Origin of the sequence: Sphingopyxis sp. (assembly GCF_035565275.1) — a bacterium.
GTDB lineage: Bacteria > Pseudomonadota > Alphaproteobacteria > Sphingomonadales > Sphingomonadaceae > Sphingopyxis.
Map to the genome: position 1 here is coordinate 1 of NZ_DATMST010000277.1, position 25007 is coordinate 25007.

The 25007-nt window shown below is 64.3% G+C and carries 28 protein-coding genes; 15 read left to right on the forward strand and 13 right to left on the reverse strand.

Features of this window, described 5'->3' with window-relative positions; translation table 11 throughout:
* The first annotated feature begins 248 nt into the window (after positions 1-248).
* The 10 genes from VN047_RS18430 (at position 249) to VN047_RS18475 (ending at position 10146) form a co-directional block, all read left to right on the forward strand.
* Positions 249-2690 (forward strand): TonB-dependent receptor, encoded by a 2442-nt coding sequence (locus tag VN047_RS18430; RefSeq protein WP_325545241.1) that lies wholly within the window; start codon positions 249-251, stop codon positions 2688-2690.
* Positions 2691-2712: 22 nt separating this feature from the next.
* On the forward strand, positions 2713-4173 hold the full coding sequence (locus VN047_RS18435; protein ID WP_325545243.1) for an NAD(P)/FAD-dependent oxidoreductase: 1461 nt from the start codon (positions 2713-2715) through the stop codon (positions 4171-4173).
* 72 nt (positions 4174-4245) lie between these two features.
* Positions 4246-4641: a nuclear transport factor 2 family protein gene (locus tag VN047_RS18440; RefSeq protein ID WP_325545245.1), complete on the forward strand. Its 396-nt coding sequence runs from the start codon at positions 4246-4248 to the stop codon at positions 4639-4641.
* Between the two features lie 24 nt (positions 4642-4665).
* The gene (locus tag VN047_RS18445) at positions 4666-4905 is read left to right on the forward strand and encodes a biotin/lipoyl-containing protein (protein ID WP_325545246.1); all 240 of its coding nucleotides are present in this window, start codon (positions 4666-4668) and stop codon (positions 4903-4905) included.
* A 1-nt stretch (position 4906) separates the two neighbouring features.
* Positions 4907-5899: a thiamine pyrophosphate-dependent dehydrogenase E1 component subunit alpha gene (locus tag VN047_RS18450; RefSeq protein WP_325545248.1), complete on the forward strand. Its 993-nt coding sequence runs from the start codon at positions 4907-4909 to the stop codon at positions 5897-5899.
* Complete coding sequence (locus VN047_RS18455) at positions 5892-6863, forward strand: alpha-ketoacid dehydrogenase subunit beta (protein WP_325545250.1); 972 nt, start codon at positions 5892-5894, stop codon at positions 6861-6863. Before VN047_RS18450 ends, VN047_RS18455 begins: the two co-directional genes overlap by 8 nt.
* A gap of 25 nt (positions 6864-6888) precedes the next feature.
* The gene (locus VN047_RS18460; protein ID WP_325545252.1) at positions 6889-7206 is read left to right on the forward strand and encodes a 2Fe-2S iron-sulfur cluster-binding protein; all 318 of its coding nucleotides are present in this window, start codon (positions 6889-6891) and stop codon (positions 7204-7206) included.
* Between the two features lie 4 nt (positions 7207-7210).
* A complete protein-coding gene (locus tag VN047_RS18465) occupies positions 7211-7960 on the forward strand; it encodes a dihydrolipoamide acetyltransferase family protein (RefSeq protein WP_325545254.1) in 750 nt (249 codons plus the stop codon).
* A gap of 145 nt (positions 7961-8105) precedes the next feature.
* Positions 8106-9293 (forward strand): acyl-CoA dehydrogenase family protein, encoded by a 1188-nt coding sequence (locus VN047_RS18470; RefSeq protein ID WP_325545255.1) that lies wholly within the window; start codon positions 8106-8108, stop codon positions 9291-9293.
* 7 nt (positions 9294-9300) lie between these two features.
* Positions 9301-10146, forward strand: coding sequence for an FAS1-like dehydratase domain-containing protein (locus VN047_RS18475; protein ID WP_325545257.1), 846 nt, complete (start codon positions 9301-9303; stop codon positions 10144-10146).
* Between the two features lie 51 nt (positions 10147-10197).
* On the opposite strand, the gene VN047_RS18480 is transcribed toward VN047_RS18475, so the two are convergent.
* Complete coding sequence (locus tag VN047_RS18480) at positions 10198-10503, reverse strand: hypothetical protein (RefSeq protein ID WP_325545259.1); 306 nt, start codon at positions 10501-10503, stop codon at positions 10198-10200.
* Between the two features lie 97 nt (positions 10504-10600).
* Positions 10601-11083: an SRPBCC family protein gene (locus tag VN047_RS18485; RefSeq protein ID WP_325545261.1), complete on the reverse strand. Its 483-nt coding sequence runs from the start codon at positions 11081-11083 to the stop codon at positions 10601-10603.
* Positions 11084-11132: 49 nt separating this feature from the next.
* On the opposite strand from VN047_RS18485, the gene VN047_RS18490 reads away from it, so the two are divergent.
* Positions 11133-11483 (forward strand): ArsR/SmtB family transcription factor, encoded by a 351-nt coding sequence (locus VN047_RS18490; RefSeq protein ID WP_325545263.1) that lies wholly within the window; start codon positions 11133-11135, stop codon positions 11481-11483.
* On the opposite strand, the gene VN047_RS18495 is transcribed toward VN047_RS18490, so the two are convergent.
* The 4 genes from VN047_RS18495 to VN047_RS18510 form a co-directional block, all read right to left on the reverse strand.
* Positions 11480-11866 carry a hypothetical protein gene (locus VN047_RS18495; protein ID WP_325545264.1) on the reverse strand — a complete coding sequence of 129 codons (387 nt, stop codon included), beginning with the start codon at positions 11864-11866 and terminating at the stop codon, positions 11480-11482. The two genes, VN047_RS18490 and VN047_RS18495, sit on opposite strands and share 4 nt — an antisense overlap.
* 35 nt (positions 11867-11901) lie before the next feature.
* Positions 11902-13749, reverse strand: coding sequence for a M2 family metallopeptidase (locus tag VN047_RS18500; protein WP_325545266.1), 1848 nt, complete (start codon positions 13747-13749; stop codon positions 11902-11904).
* A gap of 75 nt (positions 13750-13824) precedes the next feature.
* Positions 13825-14577, reverse strand: coding sequence for an alpha/beta hydrolase (locus VN047_RS18505; RefSeq protein WP_325545267.1), 753 nt, complete (start codon positions 14575-14577; stop codon positions 13825-13827).
* Positions 14578-14621: 44 nt separating this feature from the next.
* Positions 14622-15269, reverse strand: a complete 648-nt coding sequence (locus VN047_RS18510) for a 2-hydroxychromene-2-carboxylate isomerase (RefSeq protein WP_325545269.1) — start codon at positions 15267-15269, stop codon at positions 14622-14624.
* A 129-nt stretch (positions 15270-15398) separates the two neighbouring features.
* On the opposite strand from VN047_RS18510, the gene VN047_RS18515 reads away from it, so the two are divergent.
* From VN047_RS18515 to VN047_RS18525, 3 genes are all read left to right on the forward strand, one after another.
* Positions 15399-15845: a MarR family transcriptional regulator gene (locus VN047_RS18515; protein WP_325545271.1), complete on the forward strand. Its 447-nt coding sequence runs from the start codon at positions 15399-15401 to the stop codon at positions 15843-15845.
* On the forward strand, positions 15845-16942 hold the full coding sequence (locus VN047_RS18520) for an HlyD family secretion protein (RefSeq protein WP_325545273.1): 1098 nt from the start codon (positions 15845-15847) through the stop codon (positions 16940-16942). Before VN047_RS18515 ends, VN047_RS18520 begins: the two co-directional genes overlap by 1 nt.
* Positions 16943-17123: 181 nt before the next feature.
* Positions 17124-18713, forward strand: coding sequence for an MDR family MFS transporter (locus tag VN047_RS18525; RefSeq protein WP_325545275.1), 1590 nt, complete (start codon positions 17124-17126; stop codon positions 18711-18713).
* Positions 18714-18888: 175 nt separating this feature from the next.
* Here VN047_RS18525 and VN047_RS18530 read toward each other — a convergent pair whose 3' ends face one another.
* Entirely contained in the window at positions 18889-19845 is a 957-nt protein-coding gene (locus VN047_RS18530; protein ID WP_325545277.1) for a DMT family transporter, read from the reverse strand.
* A gap of 101 nt (positions 19846-19946) precedes the next feature.
* Between VN047_RS18530 and VN047_RS18535 the strand changes: the two genes are divergently transcribed.
* Positions 19947-20435 carry an Lrp/AsnC family transcriptional regulator gene (locus VN047_RS18535; protein ID WP_325545278.1) on the forward strand — a complete coding sequence of 163 codons (489 nt, stop codon included), beginning with the start codon at positions 19947-19949 and terminating at the stop codon, positions 20433-20435.
* A gap of 20 nt (positions 20436-20455) precedes the next feature.
* On the opposite strand, the gene VN047_RS18540 is transcribed toward VN047_RS18535, so the two are convergent.
* From VN047_RS18540 to VN047_RS18565, 6 genes are all read right to left on the reverse strand, one after another.
* Positions 20456-20911 carry a GFA family protein gene (locus tag VN047_RS18540; protein WP_325545280.1) on the reverse strand — a complete coding sequence of 152 codons (456 nt, stop codon included), beginning with the start codon at positions 20909-20911 and terminating at the stop codon, positions 20456-20458.
* Between the two features lies 1 nt (position 20912).
* Positions 20913-21518 (reverse strand): hypothetical protein, encoded by a 606-nt coding sequence (locus VN047_RS18545; RefSeq protein ID WP_325545282.1) that lies wholly within the window; start codon positions 21516-21518, stop codon positions 20913-20915.
* A gap of 2 nt (positions 21519-21520) precedes the next feature.
* Entirely contained in the window at positions 21521-22150 is a 630-nt protein-coding gene (locus tag VN047_RS18550) for a DUF2238 domain-containing protein (RefSeq protein WP_325545284.1), read from the reverse strand.
* 142 nt (positions 22151-22292) lie between these two features.
* Entirely contained in the window at positions 22293-23072 is a 780-nt protein-coding gene (locus VN047_RS18555; RefSeq protein ID WP_325545286.1) for a dimethylarginine dimethylaminohydrolase family protein, read from the reverse strand.
* A gap of 154 nt (positions 23073-23226) precedes the next feature.
* Positions 23227-24252, reverse strand: a complete 1026-nt coding sequence (locus VN047_RS18560; RefSeq protein ID WP_058537766.1) for an aspartate-semialdehyde dehydrogenase — start codon at positions 24250-24252, stop codon at positions 23227-23229.
* A gap of 47 nt (positions 24253-24299) precedes the next feature.
* Positions 24300-24911 (reverse strand): DUF1287 domain-containing protein, encoded by a 612-nt coding sequence (locus tag VN047_RS18565; protein WP_325545289.1) that lies wholly within the window; start codon positions 24909-24911, stop codon positions 24300-24302.
* Positions 24912-25007 lie beyond the last annotated feature (96 nt).

Consider the following 25007-nt stretch of genomic DNA (forward strand, 5'->3'; position numbering starts at 1 on the left):
GTTTTCGATCGCGCGGCCCCGATCAATACCACCCCGAAGCGGCAGATTTCCCTTTGAAAAGCGGCCATGCAATTTCCGGGAAATTGCATAACATGGATGCATAATAAGAGATTTTTGGATGAAAAACGGCAAATATCGATCTTTATCTCTCTATATTGCATGCAAGAGCGGCATGATCTAAGCTCGTTCCAGATAACAAGGACGCGGGAACGGACTCGCGGGATCGAGCAGAGGGAGTGGGAGCGGAGATGGCACAGAAAATTGCATTTCGGGCATTGCTGGCAGGCTGCAGCATCATGGCCTTGGCCGGACAGGCTGCGGCGCAGGAGGGCGCGCCCGCCGAAGCCCCCCCGCAGGTCCAGAGCGAAGAGAGCGCGGCTCCCGGTGAAATCATCGTCACCGCGCAGCGCCGCGAACAGCGTCTGCAGGATGTGCCGATCGCGGTTTCGGTCGTGGGCGAACAAGCCCTGAAAAACAGCAACGTCACCGGACTGACCGACCTTCAGTTCCTGACCCCCGGCGTGACGTTCAACACGAACTTCAACGCCAGCTTCCTCGTCCGCGGTGTCGGGACATCCTCGCTTCTGATGACCGCCGAACAATCGGTCGGCGTGGTGATCGACGACGTGGTCCAGGGCATCGTCGAGACGACCTTTTCGGGCCCGAGCTATCAGTCGCTCAACGACATCGAGCGGATCGAGGTGCTCAAGGGCCCGCAGGGGACGCTGTTCGGCAAGAACAGTTCGGCGGGCGTCATCCAGATCGTCACGAAAAAGCCCGTCCTCAACGACTCCAGCATGAATGCCTCCTTCTCCTATGGCGAGAGGAACGAGCTCAACGTGCAGGGGGCGGTGAACGTACCGCTCGGCGATACCGCCGCGCTGCGCGTCAGCGGCGTGGTCCAGCGCCGCGACGGCTTTGTCCGCAACGTCTTCACCGGCGAGGATATCTATGCCTATCAACGCTATGGTCTGCGCGCGAAACTGCTCTGGGAGCCGACCGATCGCCTGAGCGTGTTGCTGACCGGCGACTATCGCCACACCCGCGACAATGCGAACGGCGCCTGGACGCTGCGCAACTGCGGCAGCGGCCTCATCCTGTTCGGCGCGACGGTCTTCAATCCGTGCAACGAACTCCAGCCGCAGGGCATCGAACCGGGGCCGAAAAATCTCGAGGTTTCGCTCGATGGCCCCACCTTCACGCGCCAGACCAGCAAGGTCGGCTCGTTGCGGCTAGACTATGAACTCGGCGGCGCGACGCTGACCTCGATCACCGCCTATCGCGATCTCGATCAGGATATCGCCGTCGACACCGACGCGACGCAGCGCCGGATATACAGCCTCAACCGCAACCCGTCGGGCGGCACGCAATTCTCGCAGGAGCTGCGCGCGGCGGGGCAGGCCGGCATCTTCGACTACACGCTCGGCGCCATCTATTACAAGGCGAAGCCCTTTCAGGAGGCGATCAACGTCAGCACGCTCGGCGTGATACCCGATTCGGCTCCCTTCGGCTTCTCGCAGTCGGCGATCGGCCCGGGCGCTTCGTCGGGTTACCTTCCCATCGTTCGCGCCAAGACCGAAAGCTGGGCGGTGTTCGGTCAGGTCGAAGCGGCGCTGACCGACAATATCACTCTGATCGGCGGCGCGCGCTATACCGACGACAAGGTGCAGCAGACGATCACCTATTACGACGTTCCGAATGTTTGTGCGCTGGGCAGCTATCTCGGCAGCGGGGCCTGCCACGCCAGCCCGACCCCGCCGGCGCCGTCCTTCGCCAAAACCAGCGCGAACAAATTCACTTACAAGGTTACCGCCAAGTATAATTTCACGCGCGATATCAATGTCTACGCAACCTATTCGACCGGTTACAAGGGACCGATGATTTCCTATCCGGCGAACCAGCCGCAGCAGCTCGTGCGGCCGGAAACGGTCAAATCCTACGAGCTCGGTTTCAAGTCGGTGCTGTTCGACAATCGCGTGATTTTCAACCTTGCGCTGTTCAAGGCCGACTTCAACGATTTCCAGGCGCAGCAGCGGATCATCGATCCCCTCGATGCGTCGCGCTCTTACTACACCACCACCAACGCCGGCAGCCTCGAGACCAAGGGCGTCGAGGCCGATCTGGCGGTGAAGGTCACGCCGGAATTCACACTGTCGGGCAATGTCGCCTATATTCCGACGAAATTCACCGACTATGCGATCCAGTGCAAGACCGGCATCACCAACCCGGGAACGCCCGCGGGCCAGTGCATCTATGTGCCCGAAGGTTCGCCCGCCGGCACGCCGCCGGCGTTCAACGCGGCGGGTTACCCGCTGGTCTATTCGCCGAAATGGACCTTCGGGGTTTCCGGAAACCTCGACCTTCCGGTCGGCAACGGCAATTCCGTGACCGCAAGCGCCACCTATAACTGGCGTTCGAAGACCTATGGCGAAGTCGCCGACCCGAACACGCTCAACGAGGGCTATGGCATCCTCAACGGCCAGATCGGCTATGGCGCCGAAGACGGAAGCTGGCGCCTGTCGGTGTTCGGCCGGAACCTGCTCGACAAATATTATGTCGCGGGCATCTTTACCACGCCGTTCGATTCGGGGCTGGCCAACACCAACCCGCTTTCGACCCGCGGCTATTCGAACAACCCCGCCATGGATTCCGAACGGACTGTCGGCGTCAAACTTGATGTCGCATTCTGACGCGGCGAGACAGGTATCCGGAATGAGTGAAAAACCAGCAGCCAACCGCCATGTCCGCGCCGCCATCATCGGCGCCGGCATGGCCGGCATTCTGGCTACGATAAAATTGCGCGAGCAGGGCATCGAGTGCGTCGTGTTCGAAAAGGCCGACCGCGTCGGCGGCACCTGGCGCGACAACACCTATCCGGGGTTGGCGTGCGACGTTCCCGCGCACTGGTACACCTATTCCTTCGCGCGCAATCCCGACTGGAACAACCTCCTCGCGGAGGGGCACGAATTGCTCGATTATTTCGAAGGCGTCGCGCGCGACCGCGGCGTCCTTCCCCTCATCCGTTTCGGCGACGAGGTCGTGCGCCTCGAATATCGGAACGGAAAATGGGACCTGACCACCGCCGCCGGGCATCGGGACAGCTTCGACATCGTGATCTCCGCGAGCGGCGTGCTGCACCATCCGAACATTCCGCATTTCGAGGGGATCGAAAGCTTCGACGGCCCCATCTTCCATTCGGCCCGCTGGGATCATGACGTGGCGCTCGACGGCCGCAAGGTCGGCGTGATCGGTACCGGTTCGACTGCAGGCCAACTGACCGTGGCGCTCGTGCCGCGGGTCGAACGTTTCGACCTGTTCCAGCGCACCCCGCAATGGGTCCTGCCGCGTGCGAACATCGCCTATACCGAAGAACAGAAGGCGTCGTTCCGCGATCCGGCGGTGCTCGATCAACTTGTGCAGCAATACCGGACCACGACCTTCGAAGGCTACGCGACCGCGGTGATCGACGTCGATTCGCCGCAACTTGCGGCGATCGAGCAGCTCTGCCGGGACAATCTGGCGACGGTCCGCGATCCCGTGCTCCGGCAGCAGCTTACCCCCGACTATCGCGCGGCGTGCAAGCGGCTCGTGATTTCGGACACCTTCTATGGCGCGATCCAGCAGCCCAATGCCAATCTGGTGACCTCGCCGATCGAGCGGATCGAGCCCGGCGGCATTCGCACCGCCGATGGTGTGCTGCACGATCTCGACGTCATCGTGCTCGCGACCGGCTTTCACGTCGACCGCTTCATCCGCCCGACCAAGGTGATCGGCCGCGGCGGCGTCGATCTCGACGATGTCTGGGCGGAGGGCCCGCATGCCTATCTGTCGGTGACGGTGCCCGACTTCCCGAATTTCTTCCTGCTCGGCGGCCCCAACAGCCCGATCGGCAACTTCTCGCTGATCGAGATCACCGAACAGCAGCTCGGCTATGTAACGCAGCTGATCGCAGGCCTGCTGGACGGCGAGTATCGCGAGGTGAGTGCCACCCCCGAAGCCACCAGCCGGTTCGAAAGCGAGCGCCAGGCGGCGGCGGCGAACACCGTCTGGGTTACAGGCTGCAAGAGCTGGTACCTCGACAGGAACGGTATCCCCGCATCGTGGACCTTCTCGCACAACCGGTTCATCGAAGAGATGGCGGCGCCGAAAATGCAGGATTTCGAAACCCGCTGACGCTTTGAATACGGACAGATTGCACAAGCTCGTCGCCCGGCAGCGGGACGATGACGGAAAAAGGAGACGGAAATGGTAAGTCGCGAGACGATCGAGAGCAGGCTCCGGCAATTGAACGCCGCCGAAAATTCGCGGCCGAACGCAACCGTCGAGGAAGTGAGCGCCGGGATCGACAAGGTGATGGCGCCCGACGTTCACGGCTGGCGCGGCGGTGTCCATGTTCCGAACCGCGCCGCCGAGCGCGAAGTCGAACGCGCGGCCTTCGGTGCGCTTGCCGATTATCACCGGACCTTCGACATCCTGCTGATCGAGCCGCCCTATGCGAGCCTGCGCTGGACGATCCGCGGTTCTTTCCAGGGCAAGGAGATCGTCGCACCGGGCGCGTCCTTCTTCAAATTCAACGACGACGGCCTCGTCGCCGAATACTGGATGCATATCGATCCGGCCGATTTCGCCTATCGGTCCTGAAAAACGAACTGGAGACAGAGGATTATGACCGTCAGCGTGTTTCTCCCGCACAGCGGAATGGGCATTTCGGAAGCCACGATCGTGAAATGGCTGAAGAATGTCGGCGACAGCGTCGCGAAGGATGAAGTGATCGCGGAGATCGAGACCGCCAAGTCGGTGGTCGAAGTCGAGGCTCCGGCGAGCGGCAAAATCGCCTCGATCCTGTTCCCCGAGGATGAAACGGTCGAGGTGGGAACCGAGATCGCGACAATAGAGGAGGCCTGACATGTCGCTCGACCGCCCCCGGCAGCTCGAACTTTTCTCGCGGATGCTCCGGATCCGGAAATTCGAGGAGGCGCTGATCGCGCACCATCCCGTCGGCCATCTCAGCATCGGACAGGAAGCAGCGATCGCCGGCGCCTGTATCGCGCTGCGCGACGACGACTATGTGACGGGCACCCACCGTTCGCACGGCCATCCCATCGGCAAGGGCGCCGACATCGCACCCCTGATGGCGGAAATCTTCGGCAAGAAGACCGGCATCTGCAAGGGCCTTGGCGGATCGATGCACCTCACCGATACGACCAAGGGTCTGATCGGCGAATCGGCGATCGTCGGCGGCGGCCTGCCGCTGGCGACCGGCGCCGCGCTCAGCGCCCAGACGCGGGGCACCGATCAGGTCAGCCTGTGCTTCTTCGGCGACGGAGCCGCGAACCAGGGCACGTTCGGCGAAAGCCTCAACATGGCCTCGATCTGGAAACTTCCGGTCATCTTTTTCTGCGAAAACAATGGTTACGCCGTCACGACTTCGGTCGCCAAATCGCACGGCCAGCCCGACATCGCGCGCCGCGGCGACGGATATGCCATCCCGGGCGTGATCGTCGACGGACAGGATGCCGAGGCGGTTTATGAAGCGACGCGCGAAGCCGTGGAGCGTGCCCGATCGGGCGGCGGACCGACGCTGATCGAGGCCAAGACCTATCGCTTCGGCGAGCACGCCCATTCGCTGGCGATCCCGATTTCCTATCGGAGCGACGAAGAGATCAATCACTACAAGACCGAGCGCGACCCGGTCACCCTCTATCGCGCCGTCCTGGCCGCGCGCGGGCTGGGCGCCGACGTCGAGGCGATCGAGGCCGACGTCGACCGGATCATGGACGAGGCGGTCCAGTTCGCGCGCGAAAGCCCCGAGCCCGAATTGCAGGACATGCTCGACTGCATGTTCAGCAATCCGATCAACTACCCTCCCCGCTTTGAAGGACTGACCGAGGATGCGTAACTCGACCCGGAAAATGACGTATCTTCAGGCGATCAACGAAGCGCAGCGCGAGGAAATGCACCGCGACGAACGCGTCATGATGATCGGCGAGGATATCGCGGTCTATGGGGCGCAGGCTTTGTTCGAGGAATTCGATGAAAAGCGGCTTCGCAACGCGCCCATTTCGGAAGGCAGCTTTACCGGCGTCGCGATCGGCGCCGCGCTGACCGGGCTTCGGCCGATCGTCGATCTCACCAACGCGAGTTTCATCTATCTCGCGTCGGACCAGATCATCAACCAGGCGGCGAAGCTGCGCTTCATGACCGGCGGGCAGCTGAAGGTGCCCGTCGTGATCCGCGCCTGCTCCTATTACGGCAATGGCACCGCCGCACAGCATGCCGATCGGCCATGGCCCTTCTTCATGAACGTGCCGGGTCTGAAGGTCGTCGCACCCGCGACGGCCACCGACGCGAAGGGTCTGCTCAAATCGGCGATCCGCGACGACGACCCGGTGCTGATGTTCGAGGAAATCAACCTGTGGGGGAAACGCGAGGAGGTCCCCGTCGACGAGGATTTCCTGATCCCGATCGGCAAGGCCGACATCAAGCGCGAAGGATCCGACGTCACGATCGTGACGATCGCCGGCTGCCTGCACGCCTCGCTTGCCGCGGCCGAGGCGCTCGCCAAGGATGGCGTGGAGGCGGAGGTGGTCGATCTCCGGACGCTCGTGCCGTTCGACCGCGAAGCCGTTCTGACCTCGGTGGCCAAGACCGGCCGACTGGTGATCGTCGACAATTCGCACAAGGTCGGCAGCGTGGCATCGGAAATAGCGGCCGTCGTCGCCGAGGAAGGTTTCGACAGCCTGCGCAAACCGATTCAGCGCGTCGCGACGCCCTCGGTCCAGATCCCGTACAACCGGACGCTGGAAAAACAGCTTTACCCGACGAAGGAACGGATCGCTGACGCGGTCCGCGCCATCCTGTGACAAAAGCGACGAGGGGCACAAGGCCGTGGTGAAACTGGTAATCGTCGGCCGCGACGGCGAGGAAAGAACCGTCGAGGCCGAAGAAGGCATGTCGGTCATGGAGGCGATCCGCGACGCGGGCTTCGACGAACTGCTGGCGCTTTGCGGCGGCTGTTGCAGCTGCGCCACCTGTCACGTCCATGTCGATCCCGCCGCGCTGGACCGTCTGCCCGCGATCGACGGCGATGAAGACGACCTGCTCGACAGTTCGTCGCATCGCGACGCCTGCTCGCGGCTGTCCTGCCAGATTCCGCTCCGCCCCGAACTCGACGGGCTGCGAGTCCGGATCGCCGAGGAGGATTGACGCGATGTCGGGCGATATTGCCGCAGCGGGCCACCCGGAAGCCGGCGCCGACGCGGGATCCCTCGGCTACCGCGATGTCGCGCATTCGTCCGTTCGTCGCATGATCGCCCGCCGGCTGACCGAAGCGAAACAGACCGTTCCGCATTTCTATGTCGTCGCGCGGTGCGAGATCGACGGCTTGCTCGATCTGCGGCGGCGGCTCAACGATGACCGGTCGGCGGCCAAGGTATCGGTCAACGACCTCGTCGTGCGCGCGGTCGCGCTGGCGTTGCGGCAGGTCCCGGAGGCCAATGTCTCGTTCGACGAGACGGCATTGCGCTATTACGACGCGGTGGACGTCGCCGTTGCCGTGGCGACCCCGCGCGGCCTCATTACGCCGATCCTTCGCCACGCCGACACCAGGGACCCGCGCGACCTCGCGGTCGAGATGCGGGAACTTGCCGACCGGGCCAAGGCGGGACGGCTCAAGCCGCATGAATATATGGGCGGGAGCGCGAGCGTCTCGAACCTCGGCATGTTCGGGGTCGAAGAGTTCAGCGCGATCCTGAATCCGCCGCAATCATGCATCTTCGCGGTCGGAGCCGGCGTCGAGCAACCGGTCGTACGCAACGGCGCGCTCGTTGCGGCGACCGTGATGACGACTACGATATCATTCGACCATCGCGCGATCGACGGCGACCTCGCCGCGCGTCTGGTTGCCGCCTACAAGACGTTGCTCGAAGATCCCGACAGTCTCGTGACATTGCGCCGATAGGCCGACGGGTTTCCGGCCGGGGCCGAGCGCGCCGGGGAACCCGCAGCAGAATCTTGCACGGGCGCCGGCCGGGACGCGCAGGCCGGATAAAAAAACCGTCGATACGGCTTGGCGTGCCGCGCCTTGCCAGCCTAGGCTCTTTCCGATGATCAGGGAGAGCGAAACGCCGATGTCCGAAGCCCAGCCACAAACCTACCCCGAAATACGCGACGCGGTGCGCCGTCTGTGTGCCGGGTTTCCGGGCGAATATTGGCAAAAGCTCGATCGCGACCGGATCTATCCGACGGAATTCGTCCGCACGCTGACCGACGCGGGCTTTCTCTCGGTATTGATCCCCGAGGATTATGGGGGGTCGGGCCTCGGTCTGGGCGCCGCAACGGCGGTGCTCGAGGAAATCCACCGCTCGGGCTGCAACGGTGGAGCCTGCCACGCGCAGATGTACACGATGGGCACGCTGCTCAAGCACGGGTCGGAGGCGCAGAAGCAGGCCTATCTGCCCGCGATCGCCAGCGGCGAGCTTCGCCTGCAAGCCTTTGGCGTGACCGAACCGACCGCGGGGACCGATACGACGCGCATCCGCACCTTCGCCAAAAGGGCCGGCGACAAATATGTCGTCAATGGCCAGAAAATCTGGATCAGCCGCGCCGAGCATTCGGATCTGATGGTTCTGCTGTGCCGCACCACCCCGCGCGAGGAATGCGCCAAGCCCTCCGACGGGATGAGCGTGCTCCTCGTCGACATGCGCGAGGCGGTGGGCAAAGGTCTCACCATTCGCCCCGTGCGCACGATGCTCAATCACGCCACGACCGAGCTTTTCTTCGACGATCTCGAAGTTCCCGCCGCGAATCTGATCGGCGAGGAGGGCAAGGGTTTTCGCTACATCCTGTCGGGGATGAATGCCGAACGCATCCTGATCGCATCCGAATGCATCGGCGACGGGCGTTTCTTCATCGATCGCGCGGCCGCCTATGCAAAGGACCGCTCGGTCTTCGGCCGTGCGATCGGCGAAAATCAGGGCGTGCAGTTCCCGATCGCGCGCGCGTGGGTCCAGATCGCGGCGGCGTCCGAGATGGTCGACAAGGCCGCACGCCTGTTCGACGCGGGCGCTGATTGCGGGACGGAGGCGAATATGGCGAAGATGCTCGCATCCGAAGCGAGCTGGTACGCCGCCGACATGTGCATCCAGACGCACGGCGGCTTCGGCTTTGCCGAGGAATATGACATCGAGCGCAAATTCCGCGAAACGCGCCTCTATCAGGTCGCGCCGATCAGCACGAACCTGATCCTGAGCCATGTCGCGACGCACGCGCTCGGCTTGCCCAAAAGCTTCTGAGGCAGTCATGGACGATTATTCCGCCTGGGTCGGCCGCAGCGAAACGCGCGAGGATGTGGCGACCGCCGCGCCGCTCCGCGGTCTCGCCGCACTGCTCGATCATGACATGTCGCTTGCGGCACCGGACACGGTACCGCCACTCGGCCACTGGCTCTATTTCCTTCCCGACGCGCGCCAGTCGGCGATCGGCGAAGACGGCCATCCGCGCCGCGACGAAACCGGCCTGCTGCCCCCCGTTCCGTTGCCGCGCCGCATGTGGGCGGGCGGGCGAATCGACTTCCTCGCGCCCGTTCCCGTCGGCGCCGCGCTGACCCGCGTCACGACGATCGACGCCATCCGGCCCAAGCGCGGCGCCAGCGGCGACCTTCTGTTCGTGACGCTTCGCCACGAGATCGCCGCGGACGGAAACGCGGCGATCCGCGAGGAGCAGGACCTCGTCTACCGCGCACCCGCGCCGGCGGGCACTGCGATTGCGACTCTGCCATCGGCCGATCCCGACGCCGGGCCCGCCGAAGAGGTCCGGAGCGTGTCGCCCGATCCCGTGCTTCTGTTTCGCTATTCGGCCCTCACCTTCAACGCGCACCGCATCCATTACGACCGCGAATATGCGCAGGGTGCCGAAGGCTACGCCGGTCTGGTCGTGCAGGGTCCGCTGATCGCGACGTTGCTGATGGACCATTTCCTGCGCACCACCCCGGGGGCCGCGCCGCGCCGCTTCACCTTCCGCGCCGAAGCGCCGTTGATCGAAGGCGCCCCCTTCGATCTCTGTCTGTCGCGCGAGGCGGGCGAAGCCCGGCTATGGGCTCGCGACGGGGCGGGGCGCAGGACGATGCGCGCCGGGATAAATATTTGAGCCGAGGCAGGTCGCCGCAATCAGCCTGCCGGCAAAGGTCGGCGCCCCCGCCTACAACCGGCATTTTCGGGTCACGCCGCGCCGGACGGTGTAGCGATCGGTCTTTTGGTCATAGCTCCGATAAGCCCGTTTGCACGCTTCGACATGGCGGCGCCACGACTGGCTGCCCGATGCTCCCGACTGCTGGGCGAGGCGTTCCTGTCTGATCCTCTGCTGGTGCCGGATGCGATTGTTGTCGCGTTGCGAGCTCAGATAGGAATCCAGATACTGCGCCTTCACTGGTGGCGCGGAAATCATGGCTGCGGGCATCGTCAATGCGGCAACCGCGGCGATCAATATCCATTTGCGCGACATCATCTCGTCCTCCCGACCTTTCGATCCACGGAAGAACGCGCATTCCGGCGTCGATGTTCCCCAAGGCCCGCGCAAGCGGCATCCGGCCTCCGCGCACCGGCTATTTATACATGCCCTCGCGCAGATTGATGCCGTGCTCGGTCCACGCCTTGAGTGCGCAGAGCATCTGCGACCAGCCTTGGCAATTGCCGTAGGATGCGCCGAGTGCGCCCTGATTCTCGCGCCAGCCTTCCTCGGCGATCTCGACGAGCGTGCGCCCGTCGTCGAGCCCCTTGAAATTCATCGTCACCCGCGTGCGGTAATCGGCATCCTTCAACTCGCCGCCCTCGACATTCGGCGCCTCGCCTTCGTTCGCCTGCCATTCGAGGACGATCTTCTCGTCCTCGACAACTTCGATCACCCAGACCGGAAAGGCGCCGGGAAAGTCGTGGAAGTCCCATGTCACCGTTGCGCCGGTCTCGAGCCGGCCCTCGGCGCCGCCCGTGGTGAAATATTCCGACAGTTCTTTCGGGTCGGCCACCGCCTCGAACACCTCGTGCACCGGCTTCGCGATCCGCGCCGCAACCCTGAACTTCAGTTCCATGATCATTCTCCGCTTGAGTCGCACGGATTTTATGTTATAAATTTATAACATGTCAATCCACGAAGAATATGACAGAGTTTTCAAGGCTTTGGCGTCGCACATTCGCCGCCAGATTCTCGACACGCTCAAGGACCAGCCGCTCACCACGGGCACGCTGTGCGGCAACTTCGCCAACATCGACCGCTGCACGGTCATGCAACATCTGAAGGTACTGGAGGACGCCGGCCTCGTGATCGCCGAACGCCGCGGCCGCGAGCGCTGGAATCATCTCAACGCAATGCCGATCCAGGATATCCACGACCGCTGGATCGGCCCGCACGCCGCCGCGGCAAGCGCGCGGCTGTCGCGATTCAGGCAAATGGTGGAAGCGGACCCCAAGGGTAGCGCGCCCCGGGCCTAGTAGAGCGCATTGCTCCAGGTCGATACGAGGAGCAGCCCTGCCCCGAGGATCAGACGCCATCGCCGTATGCGCAGTACGCCCCCCGCCCCGCCGTTCCGCAGCGATTCCTCGGCCTGCCCGAGCAGCCGGTAATCTTCGGCCATGTCGGCGGCCAGCCGTTCGACGACGACATCATCACAAGCGTCGACCATGGCCTTGGCGACGGAGGCTCCCCGTCCGTTGAACTGCAGCCCCGCGATCAGGAATTCACGCAGCTTCCCTGCATCATGCAAGGACTTGATCCGCGCCAATCGCAGCAGATTATGTTGATGGCGCTCAAACTCATGGCTGATCCAGACTTCCCACGCGAGAAAGCAGATGCCGAGAGAGCCGGTCAGCATCATGACCAGCTCCCAAGGCTGACTTATGTTGAGCGACGCTACCACCCCTGCGGCTTGCCCTTGTTCTGCTCGTCAAGCCACGCTTTCAGCGGCGCGAAATAATCGGCCATCGCCTTGCCCGACATATCGCGGTTACCGGTGAAAGCCTCCAGCGCATCGGGCCAGGGCTTTGACGCACCCATTTCGAGCATCGCATTGAGCTTCGCGCCCACTTCCTTGTTGCCGTAGAAGGAGCAGCGGTGGAGCGGCCCCGTCCAGCCCGCCTGCTTGCACGCCGCCTCGTAGAACTGGAACTGCAGGATGCGCGCGAGGAAATAGCGCGTGTACGGCGTATTGCCCGGAATGTGGAACTTCGCGCCCGCGTCGAACGCGTTCGCCGGACGTGCGCCGGGCGGGACGATGCCCTGGTACTGGGTGCGTAGCTGCGTCCATGCGGTATTATAGTCGGCCGGCTTGATGGTGCCGTCGAACACGCCCCAGCGCCAGCGGTCGACGAGCAGGCCGAACGGCAGGAAGGCAACCTTGTCCATCGCCTGCCGCAAGAGCAGGCCGATGTCCTTGTCTGCGCTCGGTACCTTCGCCTTGTCGAGCAGGCCGATATCGACAAGATATTGCGGCGTGATCGACAGCGCGACGAAATCGCCGATGGCCTCGTGGAAGCCATCGTTCGCGCCGTTCAGATAGAGGAACGGCTGCGTGTTGTACGCGCGCTGGTAATAATTGTGGCCGAGTTCGTGGTGGATCGTCGTGAAGTCGTCCGCATTGACCTTGATGCACATCTTGATGCGGATATCGTCCTTGTTGTCGACATCCCATGCCGAGGCGTGACAGATTACCTCGCGGTCGGCGGGCTTCAGGAACTGACTGCGCTTCCAGAAGGTTTCGGGCAGCGGCGCCATGCCGAGCGACGAATAGAAATTCTCGCCCGCCTTGACCATGTCGAGCGGGGTCTTGCCCTGCGCAGTGAGGAGATCGCCGACGTCATAGCCAAGGTCACCCGCGCCTTTCGGTGCGACGAGCGGATAGATATTGCCCCATTCCTGCGCCCACATATTGCCGAGCAGGTCGGCACGGATCGGGCCGGTCTTGGGCTGCACTGCGTCGCCATATTTCTCGTTGAGTTTCCAGCGCACATAGGTGTGGAGCGCCATGTAGAGCGGCTTCACCTCCTGCCACAGCCGTTCGGTCGTTTTCGCGAAATCCTCGGGCGACATGTCGTAACCCGAACGCCACATTGCGCCGGTGTTGGCAAAACCAAGTTCCTTCGCCCCCTCGTTCGCGATGCCGACCATGCGTGCATAGTCGTCCTTCATCGGCGCGCCGACATTGTCGTGCCAGCTCGTCCACATTTCGGCGAATTGCGCGGGCGTGTTCTTGAGATTGCCCATCTCGGCTTCGATGTCAGATCCCGAGATTTCCTTGCCGTTCAGCGTGCCGCGACCCTTGCCATATTGCGACTGCAGGTCGGTCGCGATGTTGTTGAGTTCGGTCGCCGCGCCGGGCGTGGTCGGTGCGGGGAGGACAAGGCCGTTGCGCAGGATATCGAGTTTGCGTTTTGTATCGGCGCTCAGCCCGGGCACATCCTTGTACCTGGCAGCTTCGAGCGCATATTTGACCGCCTTTTCGGTTCCGACGGCGTTGATCCGCGCCGCCATCGCGTCGGTATCCTCGGTGATATAGGTCGCGTTGACCCAGTTCACCTGACTCGCCTCGACCGTATAGTCGAACAGATCCTTTTCGGCGGCGGCAATGAAGGCATCGGCATCGGCTGCCGTGGGTTTCGCCGTCTTCGCGGCGGGGGCCGCGAGTTTCTGCTCGGCGGCGACCGCCGGGCCGGCGACGGCAAGCGACAGCGCAAGCGACAATGTCGAAATCATGGCTTTCATGGGGTGCGTCCTCTGGAGTGTATCATAGCGCTCTATGGCGCAATGACAGCAGATTGGCGCTACCCGCGTGTCCGGTCAAGCGGTCAGAAACGCCGCAATCGCTTCGCCGAGTTCGGGCTGGGTCACGCTCGACATATGCGTTCCCGGGATCGTCACGAGCCGCGCATCGGCGAGCGCCGCGACGAGGTCGGGAGCCGAGCCATTGTCCTGGTCGTCGGCGCCGCACACCACCAGCACGGGCATCGTCAGCGCCGCCAGTGCCTCGGGCGGCGTGTCGGTAAAACTGTCGAGCAGATACTCCGCGGCGATGCGGTCGACCTTCATCGTCTTCATGAACTGGATCGACAGCCACGTATCGTCGCCGCGCTTCGCGGTCTCGTATTCAGCGATCACACGTTTGAAGAAACGCCCTCGTTTTTGCCAACCGGCGAGTCCGCCAAGCCCCATGCCGCCCAGAATCAGCCGACGCGGCTTCATCCCCGCGACCACCGCGCGAACGCTGGTCCGGGCTCCAAGCGAAAAGCCGCCCAGATCGAAATCGTGGAGGGCGAGATATGTCACCAGATCCTCAAGATCGTGCACCAGCACGTCGGGCGGATAGAATTCTTCCTCGTGTGGCGCCTCGCTCGACCCATGGACGCGAAGGTCGGGCATGATCACGCGGAAGCCTTCGGACGCGATGCGCGCCGCGGTGCCAAACTTGATCCAGTTGACCTCGCCGCTCGAAAACAGGCCATGAAGCAGCAGCAACGGCCGCCCCTCACCCATTTCGCGCCACGCCAGCTGCACGCCGTCGCGCGCCTCGAAAAATTGCGGTTCGATCATCATGTGCCGCGCTATGCGCTGTCGGCGTGCCGTTCGGCAAGCGCCGATCAGCGTGGGCGCAATCCCTTTTGCTCCATGCGCCATTTCGCCATTTCGATCCGGTCCTGTCCGAAAAAGGGCTCGCCCTCGAACACGAGCGTCGGCACGCCCCAGTGGCCGGCGATCTCGAGCGCGACCTGGTTGGCGGCGATCTCCGTATCGAGCGCCGCAGCATCGCTTGCCGCCTCGACATCCAGTTCGGCAAGGTCCAGCCCGGCGCGGCGCGCGGCGCCCGCAAGATGGTCGCCAAGATGCCAGTCCTGCGCGCCGCCCCAGATCAGTTGCGCGGCTTCATGCGCAAAGGCGAGGCTCTTGCCGCGCCGGGATGCCGCCTGCCCCAGGCGTGTCAGGCGATAGATATAGGGTTGCTCCGCGGCGATCTCGCGCGTCGTCACATTCTGCACGATCGGGTCGGGGCGCGGCGGACCGAACGGGATGCCGTGGAACTGCGCGACACGGATCATGTCGCGCATGGTGTAGCTCAGCCAGTTGGGGTGGTTGCGCTCGAAGAAATCGGGCTGGCGGATCGCGAGCGGATAGACCGGACGGAGGTTGATCGTCACGTCGTGGCTCGCCGCGAGGGCGCGATAGCGGCCGATAGCGAGGTAGCTGTACGGCGAACGGAACGACCAGAAGAGGTCTGCGGCGAGACTCATGCCGGTATCCTGCCCAAAAAGAGGAGGAGTGCAAGCGGGTTGCGCGAAGGCTGATCCGGAATGGAAGTTGGCGAAAGTGCCGCGCAGCGTGCATTGAGTTTAATAGCAGTTGCTATTATATCCTATGACATGAGTGAGACGATCGGATTCCTGCTGAACGACACCGCGCGGCTGTTCCGGCGTTCGTTCAATGCGCGCACGAAGGGCAGCGGGATTACCGCGCTGCAATGGCGCCTGATCACCTATCTGAAGCGGCACGAAGGCATCAGGCAGGGCCCGCTCGCCGAACTGATCGAGGTCGAGCCGATCACGCTGTCGCGCATGGTCGACCGGCTGGTCGAGGCCGAATTGGTCGAGCGCCGGGCCGACCCCGCCGACCGCCGCGCCTGGCAACTCTACCTCACCCCGCGTGCGGGCACGCTGCTGAACGGCATGCGCGACACCGCCGATGCGCTGACCGCCGAAGCCACCGAAGGTTTGAGCGCCGCCGAACGCGACCAGATGATCGATCTTGTCGAACGCGTCCGCGCCAACCTGTCCCGCCGCATTTGCCAAAAAGAAGAAGAGACCGCCTGATGGACCAGCTCTCCCCCTCCCGTCCGAAAGCCGAAGATGCGGCACCGCAGCCCACGCCGAAGGCCGATCCGCTGCCGAACCCCGCGGCTCCGGCCGAAACGGCACCGAAGGCAAGCTGGCGCACGCGCCTGCTGATGTTCGGCCTGCCTGCACTGCTGATCGCGGGCGGCGCCGGCTGGTGGCTGACGAGCGGCGGGTCGGTGTCGACCGACAACGCCTATGTCCAGATGGACAAGGTGTCGGTCGCGGCCGAAGTCGGCGGGCGGATCACCGAAGTTGCCGTGCGCGACGGTCAGCAGGTCACGAAGGGCCAGCTGCTGTTCCGGATCGACGGCGAGCCCTATGCGCTGAGCGTCGCGCAGGCGACGGCGGCGATCGACGCGGCCGAGGTCGAGGTCGGCAACCTGTCGGCGAGCGCCAACACCTCGAGCGTCGATATCGCCGCGGCGCGCGAGGATGTGAAGTTCGCACAGATCAATTTCGACCGCCAGGCCGCGCTGATGGAAAAGGGTTTCACGACGAGAGCCGCCTATGACGCCTCGCGCTATGCGGTGACGCAGGCGCGCGAGCGCGTCCGCCAGACCGAAGCCGCCGCCGCCGAAGCGCGCACCAAGCTGGCGGCCGGCCCGTCGAGCGGAATCAATCCGCAGGTCGAGGCCGCGCGTGTGCAGCGGTCGCAGGCCGAGGTGAATCTTGGCCGCACCACGGTGCGCGCGCCGAGCGCCGGCCGTATCGCCCAGTCGGACCGGCTGCAGGTCGGCCAGATGATGGTCGCCGGGCTGCCCGCGGTCACGCTGGTCGACACCGTGCATCCGTGGGTCGAGGCCAATTTCAAGGAAACCGACCTTGCCGACATGCGCGTCGGCCAGCGCGCCGAGATCAGCTTCGACGCCTATCCGGGGGTGAAGGTGCGCGGCCATGTGCTGACGATCGGCGCGGGCACGGGCAGCGAATTTTCGGTGCTGCCGGCGCAGAACGCCACGGGCAACTGGGTCAAGGTGACGCAGCGCGTGCCGGTGCGCATCGCCTTCGACGAAAAGCCCGCGCGCGACATGATCGCGGGGCTGTCGGCGGATGTGCGGGTGTTTACGAAGTAGGCCGGATGCTGATCCTCACGGATATCTATCAATCCTCCCCGTGGCGAAGCCATGGGGAGGTGGCAGCGGCACAGTCGCTGACGGAGGGGCCATTGGCGCGACCATTGCTGCCCCTCCACCATTCGCTTCGCGAACGGTCCCCCTCCCCATGGCTTCTCCACAGGGAGGACCATTTCTAGTTATGGCCAGCCGTTCCCTCCCCCGCCGCTCGGCCGCCGCGGCGCTCCCCGACGATGACAGCATCCCGCTGCACGAACGGGTGCGCTATCGCGGGCTGCTGACCGTTGCGGTGATGGGCGCGTCGATCATGCAGATCCTCGACACGACGATCGCCAACGTCGCGATCCCGCACATGCAGTCGGCGCTCGGCGCGACGAGCGAGACGGTCACGTGGGTGCTGACAAGCTATATCCTCGCGTCGGCGATCGCGATGCCGATCACCGGCTGGCTCGCCGACCGCATCGGGCGCCGCGAGCTGTTCATGGCGGCGATCACCGGCTTCATCATCGCCTCGATGGCGTGCGGCGCCGCGCAAACGCTCGAGCAGATGGTCGTCTTCCGCTTTCTCCAGGGCGTGAGCGCCGCCTTCATCGGTCCGCTGTCGCAATCGGTGATGCTCGATATCAACCCGCCCGAGCGCCATGCGCGCGCGATGTCGATCTGGGGCATGGGGATCATGATCGGCCCGATCCTGGGGCCGGTGCTCGGCGGCTGGCTGACCGAGAGCGTCAACTGGCGCTGGGTCTTCTACGTCAATCTTCCGGTCGGCCTCATCACGCTCGCGATGATGTGGGCGCTCCTGCCCGCGACGAAGAAGAATGATCGCAGGTTCGACCTGTTCGGTTTCTCGATGCTTGCGCTGGGGCTGGCCGCGCTGCAGCTGATGCTCGACCGCGGTGCGCATCTCGACTGGTTCGACAGCATCGAAATCTGGATCGAACTCGGCGTCGCGATCGCATGTCTTTGGATGTTCTTCGTCCATATGTTCACCGCGCGCGCGCCTTTGTTCAGCCGCGCGATGCTCGCCGACCGCAATCTCGTCACCGCAATGGGCTTCATGGTCGTGATCGGCGTCGTGATGTTCGCATCGATGGCTCTGCTGCCGCCGATGCTGCAGAACCTGTTCGGCTGGCCGGTGATCGACACCGGCGTCGTGCTGGCGCTGCGCGGAATCGGCATCCTGATGAGCATGTGGGTCGCGGGGCAGCTGCTCGGCAAGATCGACGCGCGCTGGATGGTCGGCACCGGGCTGCTGATCGCCGCCTATTCGCTGTGGCAGATGAGCCACTGGTCGCTCGCGATGGGGATGGAGCCGGTGATCATCAGCGGGCTGGTGCAGGGGCTTGGCATGGGGCTGATCTTCATTCCGCTCAACACCATGGCGTTCGCGACGATCGCCCCGCAACACCGCACCGACGGATCGAGCCTGCTCAACCTTTTGCGCAGTATCGGCGCGTCGGTGGGCATTTCGGTCGTCACCACCCTGCTCGGCGCGAACATCCAGACGAGCCACGAGGATCTCGCGGCGCATGTCACCAACAGCTCGGTCAGCCTGCTCGACCCGTCGACCGCCGACAGGTTCGGCATCGCGGGCGACGCGGCGATGGCGATGGTGAATGCCGAGATCAACCGGCAGGCAGCGATGGTCGCCTATATCGACGATTTCTGGCTGATGATGTGGGTGACGCTGGCGTCGGTGCCGCTGGTGCTGCTGCTACGGCCGCCAAGGCCGGGCGGACCGCGGGCGTCGGCGGCGGATATGGGGCATTAGGGGCTGCGTCGGCTTTGGGGTGGAAAGCGGACGTTCGTTCCCTCTCCTTCGTCATCCCGGACTTGATCCGGGATCCATACGATGGTGCGGCCATGGATCCCGGATCAAGCCCGGGATGACGATGAGAGATAAGTCCGCAACCGGTCGTTAGCGATCACTCCGCGCAGCTCTTGCTTCAGGCAGCCGCCGGCACGGTCTCGGCCGCAGGCCGGCGATGCGCGGCGACGCATGAGAGGACGCTGGCGACCACAAAGGCGAAGGCGAGCGCCTCGAGCGGCGTTGGCCAGCGCGCTTCCCACAAAAAGGCATAGAGAAGCGCGAAGAGCGTTTCGAACAGGATCATCTGCCCGACGAGCGTCAGCGGCAGCAGCCGGCTGGCCCGGTTCCACAGCGCATTGCCGGCGATCGACGCGAACAGAGCGACCCCCAGCGATACGCCCGCGAAGGTCGCCCAGTCGGCCGCCGGATGCGCCCATTTGCCGACGAGCAGCGCGACGGGGATCAGCAGCAGGCTTTGCGCGCCGGTGACGATGCCGGTCAGCAGATTCCAGTCCTGCACCGCAATATGATCCAGCCGGGCGAGCCAGCGGCTGTTTCCGACCGCGTAAGTGGTCCATGACGCGAGGGCTCCGATCGCGCAGAGCAGGCCGAAGAGCGGCTTCAGCGAGGCGGCGGCGGCGAGCGCGCCGATCGCCTGCCAGCCGATGCACAATGCACCGGCGGCGCAGAGCAGCAGCGAGGGCAGCAGGCGCGCGAGCGGTACCGCGCCGTGGTCGCGGCTGCCGATGATCGTCACCACGACAGGCATGAAACCGATGACGAGCGACGTCATCGCGATGCCGCCCATCTGCACTGCGCCCGACAGCAGGATATAGTAAAGCGTGTTGCCCGCGAGCGCGAGCCAGCCAAGCGCGAGCCAGATGCTCCGGTCGAGCAAAGGCGCGATCCGCTGCCAGCGCGGCGCGATGAGCAGCGCCGCGATCAACCCGTAAGCGAGGTAGCGGCCGATCGTCAGCTGGAGCGGATCGAAGCCGCGCGCAAGTTCGGGCGCGAGGAATACCAGCCCCCACAGCGCCCCCGCGCCCGCGCCACTGAGGACGCCCGCCATCGTTGCATTCCGAGTGTCCGCCATGGCCTTCATCCGTCGTTCCCTGCGCCGGGAGCGAGGCATATCATCGCCGGCGTGAGCATTGCGCTCTTGATTGACGCGATAAATGCAACAAAAACCCGTTTATGCCCCGCCCAGCCAACCGATCGCCGCGCATTCTCGACTCGTTCGACCGGGCGATCCTTCGCCTCGTCCAGCGCGACAACAAGATGCCGCAGCGCCGGATCGCCGAAGCGGTCAACCTGTCGGCGGCCGCGGTGCAGCGGCGCATCGCGGCGATGGAGGAGGCCGGAGTGATCCTGCGCAATGTCGCGCTGGTCGATCCCGACGCGGTACCGCTGACCATCACTTCGATCGTCGAGGTGCGGCTGTACAACGAGCGCGTCGATACCGTCGATGCCGCGAAGGCCCTGTTCGAGGGCACGCCCGAAGTGCAGCAATGCTATTATGTCACGGGCGGGATCAGCTTCGTGCTTGTCATCGTGACGTCGGACATGCGCGCCTATGAAGCGCTGACGCGGCGGCTGTTCGCCGAGAATGACTGTATCGAAAGCTATCGGTCGCTGATCGCGCTCGACCGGGTGAAGGTCGACACCAGCATCATCATTCCCTGAGATGCGGTCGCGTGGACGGCTCAGCCGGGTCGACGTTCCATCGCGAAACGCATGAACTCCATCGGATCGGGGCTTTCGTCGAAAGTCGGCACACCGTCCGCGATCACGATCCAGCCGCGCTTTCGCTTCACCCAGATATGCGCAAATGGTTCGAGTCCCGACGGATCGTCGAGCGTGCCCGCGCGCACGATCGTCATCGCGGGATAGACGGTGTTCGCATTGCACACGCGGCTGAAACAGTCGGGGCAATGCCGGTTGTTCGTCGTCCCGCCCGACGGGCGCTCGGTCGAAAAGATCACGCTCCGGCCCGTCAGCGTGAACGCGTCGGTCGAGACGATCAGCTGATCGGCAAAGGCGCTTGCGGTCGACTTCTGGCAATCGAGGCAGTGGCAGCAATAGTTGAGCAGCGGCCCTTCCTGTTCGAAGCGGTAGCGAAGCTGGCCGCAGCGGCAGCCACCGGCAATTTCGCTTGCCATATCAGCGGAAGAAGCAGTTGGCGCCGGCGAACAGCGCGTCGATCTTCGCCGTGTCGCCGGGCGCGGCGAACATGCCGCCGATGACCTTGTCGCCGGTGCCGATGCTGAACTCCTCGCCCAGCGTGCTGTCCTCAAGGTCGACAATCGCGACCGATTCCTTCGCCCCGGCGCGCGTCGTGCCGATCGCGACGCCGCTCATCGTCGAGAAAGCATTTGCGCCGGGTTCGTTGCCGAGGAACCAGCCGACGAACCTGCCGCCCTGGAAATTGAGCGTCATCGCATCGTATCGGGTGAACTCCATCGTCCCCGCGCCGCATTCCTCGTTGGTGCTGCGGTCGTCCTCCTTGCCTGCGACATTGGCGAGCGCGGCCTCGGCCTGCGCGCGCGGGACGCCGAAGGCGAGCAGGCTGGCCCTGCCGGTCTTCGTGTCGACAAAGCGCAGCCCCTCGCCATCAAGGCTGACTGCAGTGGTTGCCGCATTCGGGCCGTCGGCCTTTGCCTCGGGCACCGCGGGCGCGACGGGATCGGCGTCAACCGGGGTCTTGTCGGCGGCGGGTTTGCACGCGGCGAGCAGGCCGATCATCGCGAGGGTTATGAACTTGCGCATGCCTATCTCCTGTTCCTGACGATCGGCCCCATCGCCATCCCCAATATCGCACCGAGCGTTGCCAGCGCCATATCCTTTTGCGCGTCCCAGATATCGCCCTGCTGGCCATTGTAACGGTCGGCGGTCTCGCCCGCCGCGACGATGGTGAGCAGCCATTCGAAGATTTCGTAGAGGCTCGAGATGGCCAGCACCCAGCCAAGCACGGCAAAGGCCGCGCCGCGTGAGCCAAGGCCGCCCCAGCGCCGTGCGATTTCGGCGACGGGGATGACCGACAGCGCGCCGAAGGCAAAATGGACGAGCCGGTCATAATGGTTGCGCGTCCACCCGAAGGTGTCGGAGAGGCTGGTGCCGGTCAGCGCGCGCGCCCAGTCGTCATAGGGGACATTGCTGTAGGCGTAGCGCCCGCCGAGCGTGTGGAGCACCATGAAGGCGACGATGCACGCGACGGCTGGCGTCGATAGCGGCCAGCGGCGGAGCAGCCAGGGCGCCGCAACGATCAGCAGCATCGTCGGGATATGCTGGAGCAGCGCGACCTCGGGATAGGGCTGGTCGATCTGCGCGAGCAATAGCAGCGCAAGGAGCAGGCCGAGCAGGCGTTTTTGCGTTTTAGACTGCGCCGAGCCACCCGTCATCGATCGAAATCCGCCGAGACAGAAATGGCGGAAAACTGCCTAACTTCACTCGCAAATGCATGTATCGGGCGCGGCGTCAGGGCTTTCATCATGCCGAAGACCTAATGCAGCAAGATATTGTAGGACAGCGATTTTCGATGCGTCACCAGCGCAGCGACATGCAGCTGAGCCCGGCGTCGATGCGCGCGATCTGGTCGGTCGGCAGCGGGCGGAAAGGCACGTCGCGCGCCGCCAGCATCGCCTGCGTCGCCAGCCAGCGCGCGCCGATGAGGACGGTATCGCGCACGCGCAGGATATTCGCCGCGCCTTCCTCGCCGGTCGGAGTCAGCACGACTTCGAGGCCCGCAAATTCGGGGCAATCGCGCATCGCGGGTACGGCGAGGATCGTGCTTTCGTCGATCAGGCTGCAGCCGGTCTTGAAATGGAGCACGCCCGCGGGCGTCACCGCGATCTGGGCGCGATAACCGAGCCGATCGAGCAAAGCCGCGAGTTCGGTGGCGCCCGCGCGGTCGGTGCGGTCGGACAGGCCGATAATCACGCGGTCGGCAAGGCGCAGCACATCGCCGCCGTCGACATGGCCGGGGCCGGTCATTTCGAGCACAGTGGCGTGGCGCGCCGCGAGCGCCTCGCGGATATGCGCCACTTCGCCCGCGCGGCTCGGTGCGCCGGGGCGAAGCAGGATCGCGCCCTCGGGAAAGGTCAGCGCGACGTCTTCGGTGAACAGCGCGTCGGGGAAATCGTCAAGCGGCGGCAGGACTTCGACGGCGAGGCCGAGGTCGCGGAGCGCGCTAACATAGGATTCATGTTCGGCGGCGAGGACGGCGAAGTCGGGGTCGGGACCGCCGTTGGCGCGGATACCCTTGACCGCCGAACGGGCGGGGGCGCGGCAGAGGGCGTGGGTGAAGGCGTAGGGGCTGGTCATACCGAGGGCATAGCTTGGATGCCTCGATCTCGCCAAGGCAATCCTCCCTGTGCCGCAGGCATGGGGAGGTGGCAGCGCGGAGCGCTGACGGAGGGGCTTTGGCGCAAGGTCGCGGCCCCTCCACCATTCGCTTCGCGACGGGGAGGACCAGGACTTACCCCTTCTTGAGGTGCCGGCGGCCGAGCAATTCGGCGATTTGCACCGCGTTCAGCGCCGCGCCCTTGCGGAGGTTGTCGCTGACGCACCAGAGGTTGAGGCCGTTTTCGACCGTCGGGTCTTCGCGCACGCGGCTGACGAAGGTCGCGAAATCGCCGACGCATTCGACGGGGGTAATGTAACCGCCGTCCTCGCGCTTGTCGTGGAGCACGACGCCGGGGGCTTCGCGCAGGATGCGCTGCGCATCCTCGGCCGACAGCTCGTCTTCCATCTCGATGTTGATCGCTTCCGAATGGCCGACGAACACCGGCACGCGGACGCAGGTCGCGGTGACCTTGATCTTCGGATCGAGGATCTTCTTCGTTTCGACGACCATCTTCCACTCTTCCTTGGTCGAGCCGTCGTCGAGGAATTTGTCGATGTGCGGAATGACATTGAAGGCGATCTGCTTGGTGAACTTCTGGATGTCCTTCTCGTCGCCGACGAAGATCTGACGCGTCTGGTTCCACAGTTCGTCCATGCCCGACTTGCCCGCACCCGACACCGACTGATAGGTCGAGACGACGACGCGCTTGATCTTGGCAGCGTCGTGGAGCGGCTTCAGCGCGACGACCATCTGCGCGGTCGAGCAGTTCGGGTTCGCGATGATGTTGCGCTTCGTATAGCCGTCGATCGCATCGGGGTTCACCTCGGGCACGATCAGCGGCACGTCGGGATCCATGCGATAGAGCGAACTATTGTCGATCACGACGCAGCCCGCCGCAGCGGCCTTCGGCGCGTGGATCGCGGTCGCGTCGCTGCCGATCGCGAAAATCGCCATGTCCCAGCCGGCCCAGTCGAAATTGTCGATATTCTGGCATTTGACGGTGCGGCCGCTGTCGCCGATTTCGACGTCGGTGCCCTGGCTGCGCGACGATGCGACCGCTGCCAGTTCGTCGATCGGAAATTCGCGCTCGGCGAGAATGGCGAGCACTTCGCGCCCGACATTGCCCGTGGCTCCGGCGACAACGATACGATAACCCATTTACTCACTCCTCAAGGCAAGAACTCGGTTGAAAACGTTACGATAATTCAGACTTTCCAGCGGAAATGGCCGGTCAGCTTGTGGTCGAACAGCGCATCCTCCTCGCGCGTCCCGCCACCGATATTGTGGAGGACGAGCGGCACGCCGGTCGTATCCTTGCGGTCGGACACGATGCCGGTGTGCGGCAGACGGCCACCCACCATCGCGGTGAAGATGTCGCCCGGGCGCCAGTCGGCGGGGTTGGTCGTTACGGGCAGCGAGGCGCCCTGCCGCCGCCAATAGGTCGCGAGGTTGGGCACCCGGCGATGGTCGATGTTGCGGTCGGGGCGCCCCAATCCCCAATTCTTCGGATAGGCTGCAAAATTGGCCCTCATGTCGGCATTTACAAGCGCCTGCAGGTCGGCGCCGAGCGCATCGCGGAAGGCGCGGATCACGACATCGGTGCAAACGCCCTTCGCGCGGTCGACATCGCCGTTCGGAAAGCGAAGGACACTGTACGCCGGATCATAGGACAGCGTCACACCGACCTGCCGCCGCGCCGCCGCGACGATGCGCTGCGCATTGGTGAGCGCCACCGCCTCGCCCGACACGCCGAATGCGAGCACCGCGCCAAGAAAGGCGCGCCGCGTCGGCTGGAACGGGAGGACGGACTGCTGCATGAAATTCGCTTTGCCCAAAAGAAAACGACCGGCTCTGCCTGTTGGCGGAACCGGTCGTTTTTGAAAGCTGTTTCGGCTTTGGGTGAGAGAAGCTCT

What these genes read in the sequence shown, in the direction of transcription:
- VN047_RS18430 (WP_325545241.1), top strand. Translation starts at nt 249, where the DNA reads ATGGCACAGAAAATTGCATTTCGGGCATTGCTGGCAGGCTGCAGCATC.
- VN047_RS18435 (WP_325545243.1), top strand. Translation starts at nt 2,713, where the DNA reads ATGAGTGAAAAACCAGCAGCCAACCGCCATGTCCGCGCCGCCATCATC.
- VN047_RS18440 (WP_325545245.1), top strand. Translation starts at nt 4,246, where the DNA reads ATGGTAAGTCGCGAGACGATCGAGAGCAGGCTCCGGCAATTGAACGCC.
- VN047_RS18445 (WP_325545246.1), top strand. Translation starts at nt 4,666, where the DNA reads ATGACCGTCAGCGTGTTTCTCCCGCACAGCGGAATGGGCATTTCGGAA.
- VN047_RS18450 (WP_325545248.1), top strand. Translation starts at nt 4,907, where the DNA reads ATGTCGCTCGACCGCCCCCGGCAGCTCGAACTTTTCTCGCGGATGCTC.
- VN047_RS18455 (WP_325545250.1), top strand. Translation starts at nt 5,892, where the DNA reads ATGCGTAACTCGACCCGGAAAATGACGTATCTTCAGGCGATCAACGAA.
- VN047_RS18465 (WP_325545254.1), top strand. Translation starts at nt 7,211, where the DNA reads ATGTCGGGCGATATTGCCGCAGCGGGCCACCCGGAAGCCGGCGCCGAC.
- VN047_RS18470 (WP_325545255.1), top strand. Translation starts at nt 8,106, where the DNA reads ATGATCAGGGAGAGCGAAACGCCGATGTCCGAAGCCCAGCCACAAACC.
- VN047_RS18475 (WP_325545257.1), top strand. Translation starts at nt 9,301, where the DNA reads ATGGACGATTATTCCGCCTGGGTCGGCCGCAGCGAAACGCGCGAGGAT.
- VN047_RS18480 (WP_325545259.1), bottom strand. Translation starts at nt 10,503, where the DNA reads ATGATGTCGCGCAAATGGATATTGATCGCCGCGGTTGCCGCATTGACG.
- VN047_RS18485 (WP_325545261.1), bottom strand. Translation starts at nt 11,083, where the DNA reads ATGGAACTGAAGTTCAGGGTTGCGGCGCGGATCGCGAAGCCGGTGCAC.
- VN047_RS18490 (WP_325545263.1), top strand. Translation starts at nt 11,133, where the DNA reads ATGTCAATCCACGAAGAATATGACAGAGTTTTCAAGGCTTTGGCGTCG.
- VN047_RS18495 (WP_325545264.1), bottom strand. Translation starts at nt 11,866, where the DNA reads ATGATGCTGACCGGCTCTCTCGGCATCTGCTTTCTCGCGTGGGAAGTC.
- VN047_RS18500 (WP_325545266.1), bottom strand. Translation starts at nt 13,749, where the DNA reads ATGAAAGCCATGATTTCGACATTGTCGCTTGCGCTGTCGCTTGCCGTC.
- VN047_RS18505 (WP_325545267.1), bottom strand. Translation starts at nt 14,577, where the DNA reads ATGATGATCGAACCGCAATTTTTCGAGGCGCGCGACGGCGTGCAGCTG.
- VN047_RS18510 (WP_325545269.1), bottom strand. Translation starts at nt 15,269, where the DNA reads ATGAGTCTCGCCGCAGACCTCTTCTGGTCGTTCCGTTCGCCGTACAGC.
- VN047_RS18515 (WP_325545271.1), top strand. Translation starts at nt 15,399, where the DNA reads ATGAGTGAGACGATCGGATTCCTGCTGAACGACACCGCGCGGCTGTTC.
- VN047_RS18520 (WP_325545273.1), top strand. Translation starts at nt 15,845, where the DNA reads ATGGACCAGCTCTCCCCCTCCCGTCCGAAAGCCGAAGATGCGGCACCG.
- VN047_RS18525 (WP_325545275.1), top strand. Translation starts at nt 17,124, where the DNA reads ATGGCCAGCCGTTCCCTCCCCCGCCGCTCGGCCGCCGCGGCGCTCCCC.
- VN047_RS18530 (WP_325545277.1), bottom strand. Translation starts at nt 19,845, where the DNA reads ATGGCGGACACTCGGAATGCAACGATGGCGGGCGTCCTCAGTGGCGCG.
- VN047_RS18535 (WP_325545278.1), top strand. Translation starts at nt 19,947, where the DNA reads ATGCCCCGCCCAGCCAACCGATCGCCGCGCATTCTCGACTCGTTCGAC.
- VN047_RS18540 (WP_325545280.1), bottom strand. Translation starts at nt 20,911, where the DNA reads ATGGCAAGCGAAATTGCCGGTGGCTGCCGCTGCGGCCAGCTTCGCTAC.
- VN047_RS18545 (WP_325545282.1), bottom strand. Translation starts at nt 21,518, where the DNA reads ATGCGCAAGTTCATAACCCTCGCGATGATCGGCCTGCTCGCCGCGTGC.
- VN047_RS18550 (WP_325545284.1), bottom strand. Translation starts at nt 22,150, where the DNA reads ATGACGGGTGGCTCGGCGCAGTCTAAAACGCAAAAACGCCTGCTCGGC.
- VN047_RS18555 (WP_325545286.1), bottom strand. Translation starts at nt 23,072, where the DNA reads ATGACCAGCCCCTACGCCTTCACCCACGCCCTCTGCCGCGCCCCCGCC.
- VN047_RS18560 (WP_058537766.1), bottom strand. Translation starts at nt 24,252, where the DNA reads ATGGGTTATCGTATCGTTGTCGCCGGAGCCACGGGCAATGTCGGGCGC.
- VN047_RS18565 (WP_325545289.1), bottom strand. Translation starts at nt 24,911, where the DNA reads ATGCAGCAGTCCGTCCTCCCGTTCCAGCCGACGCGGCGCGCCTTTCTT.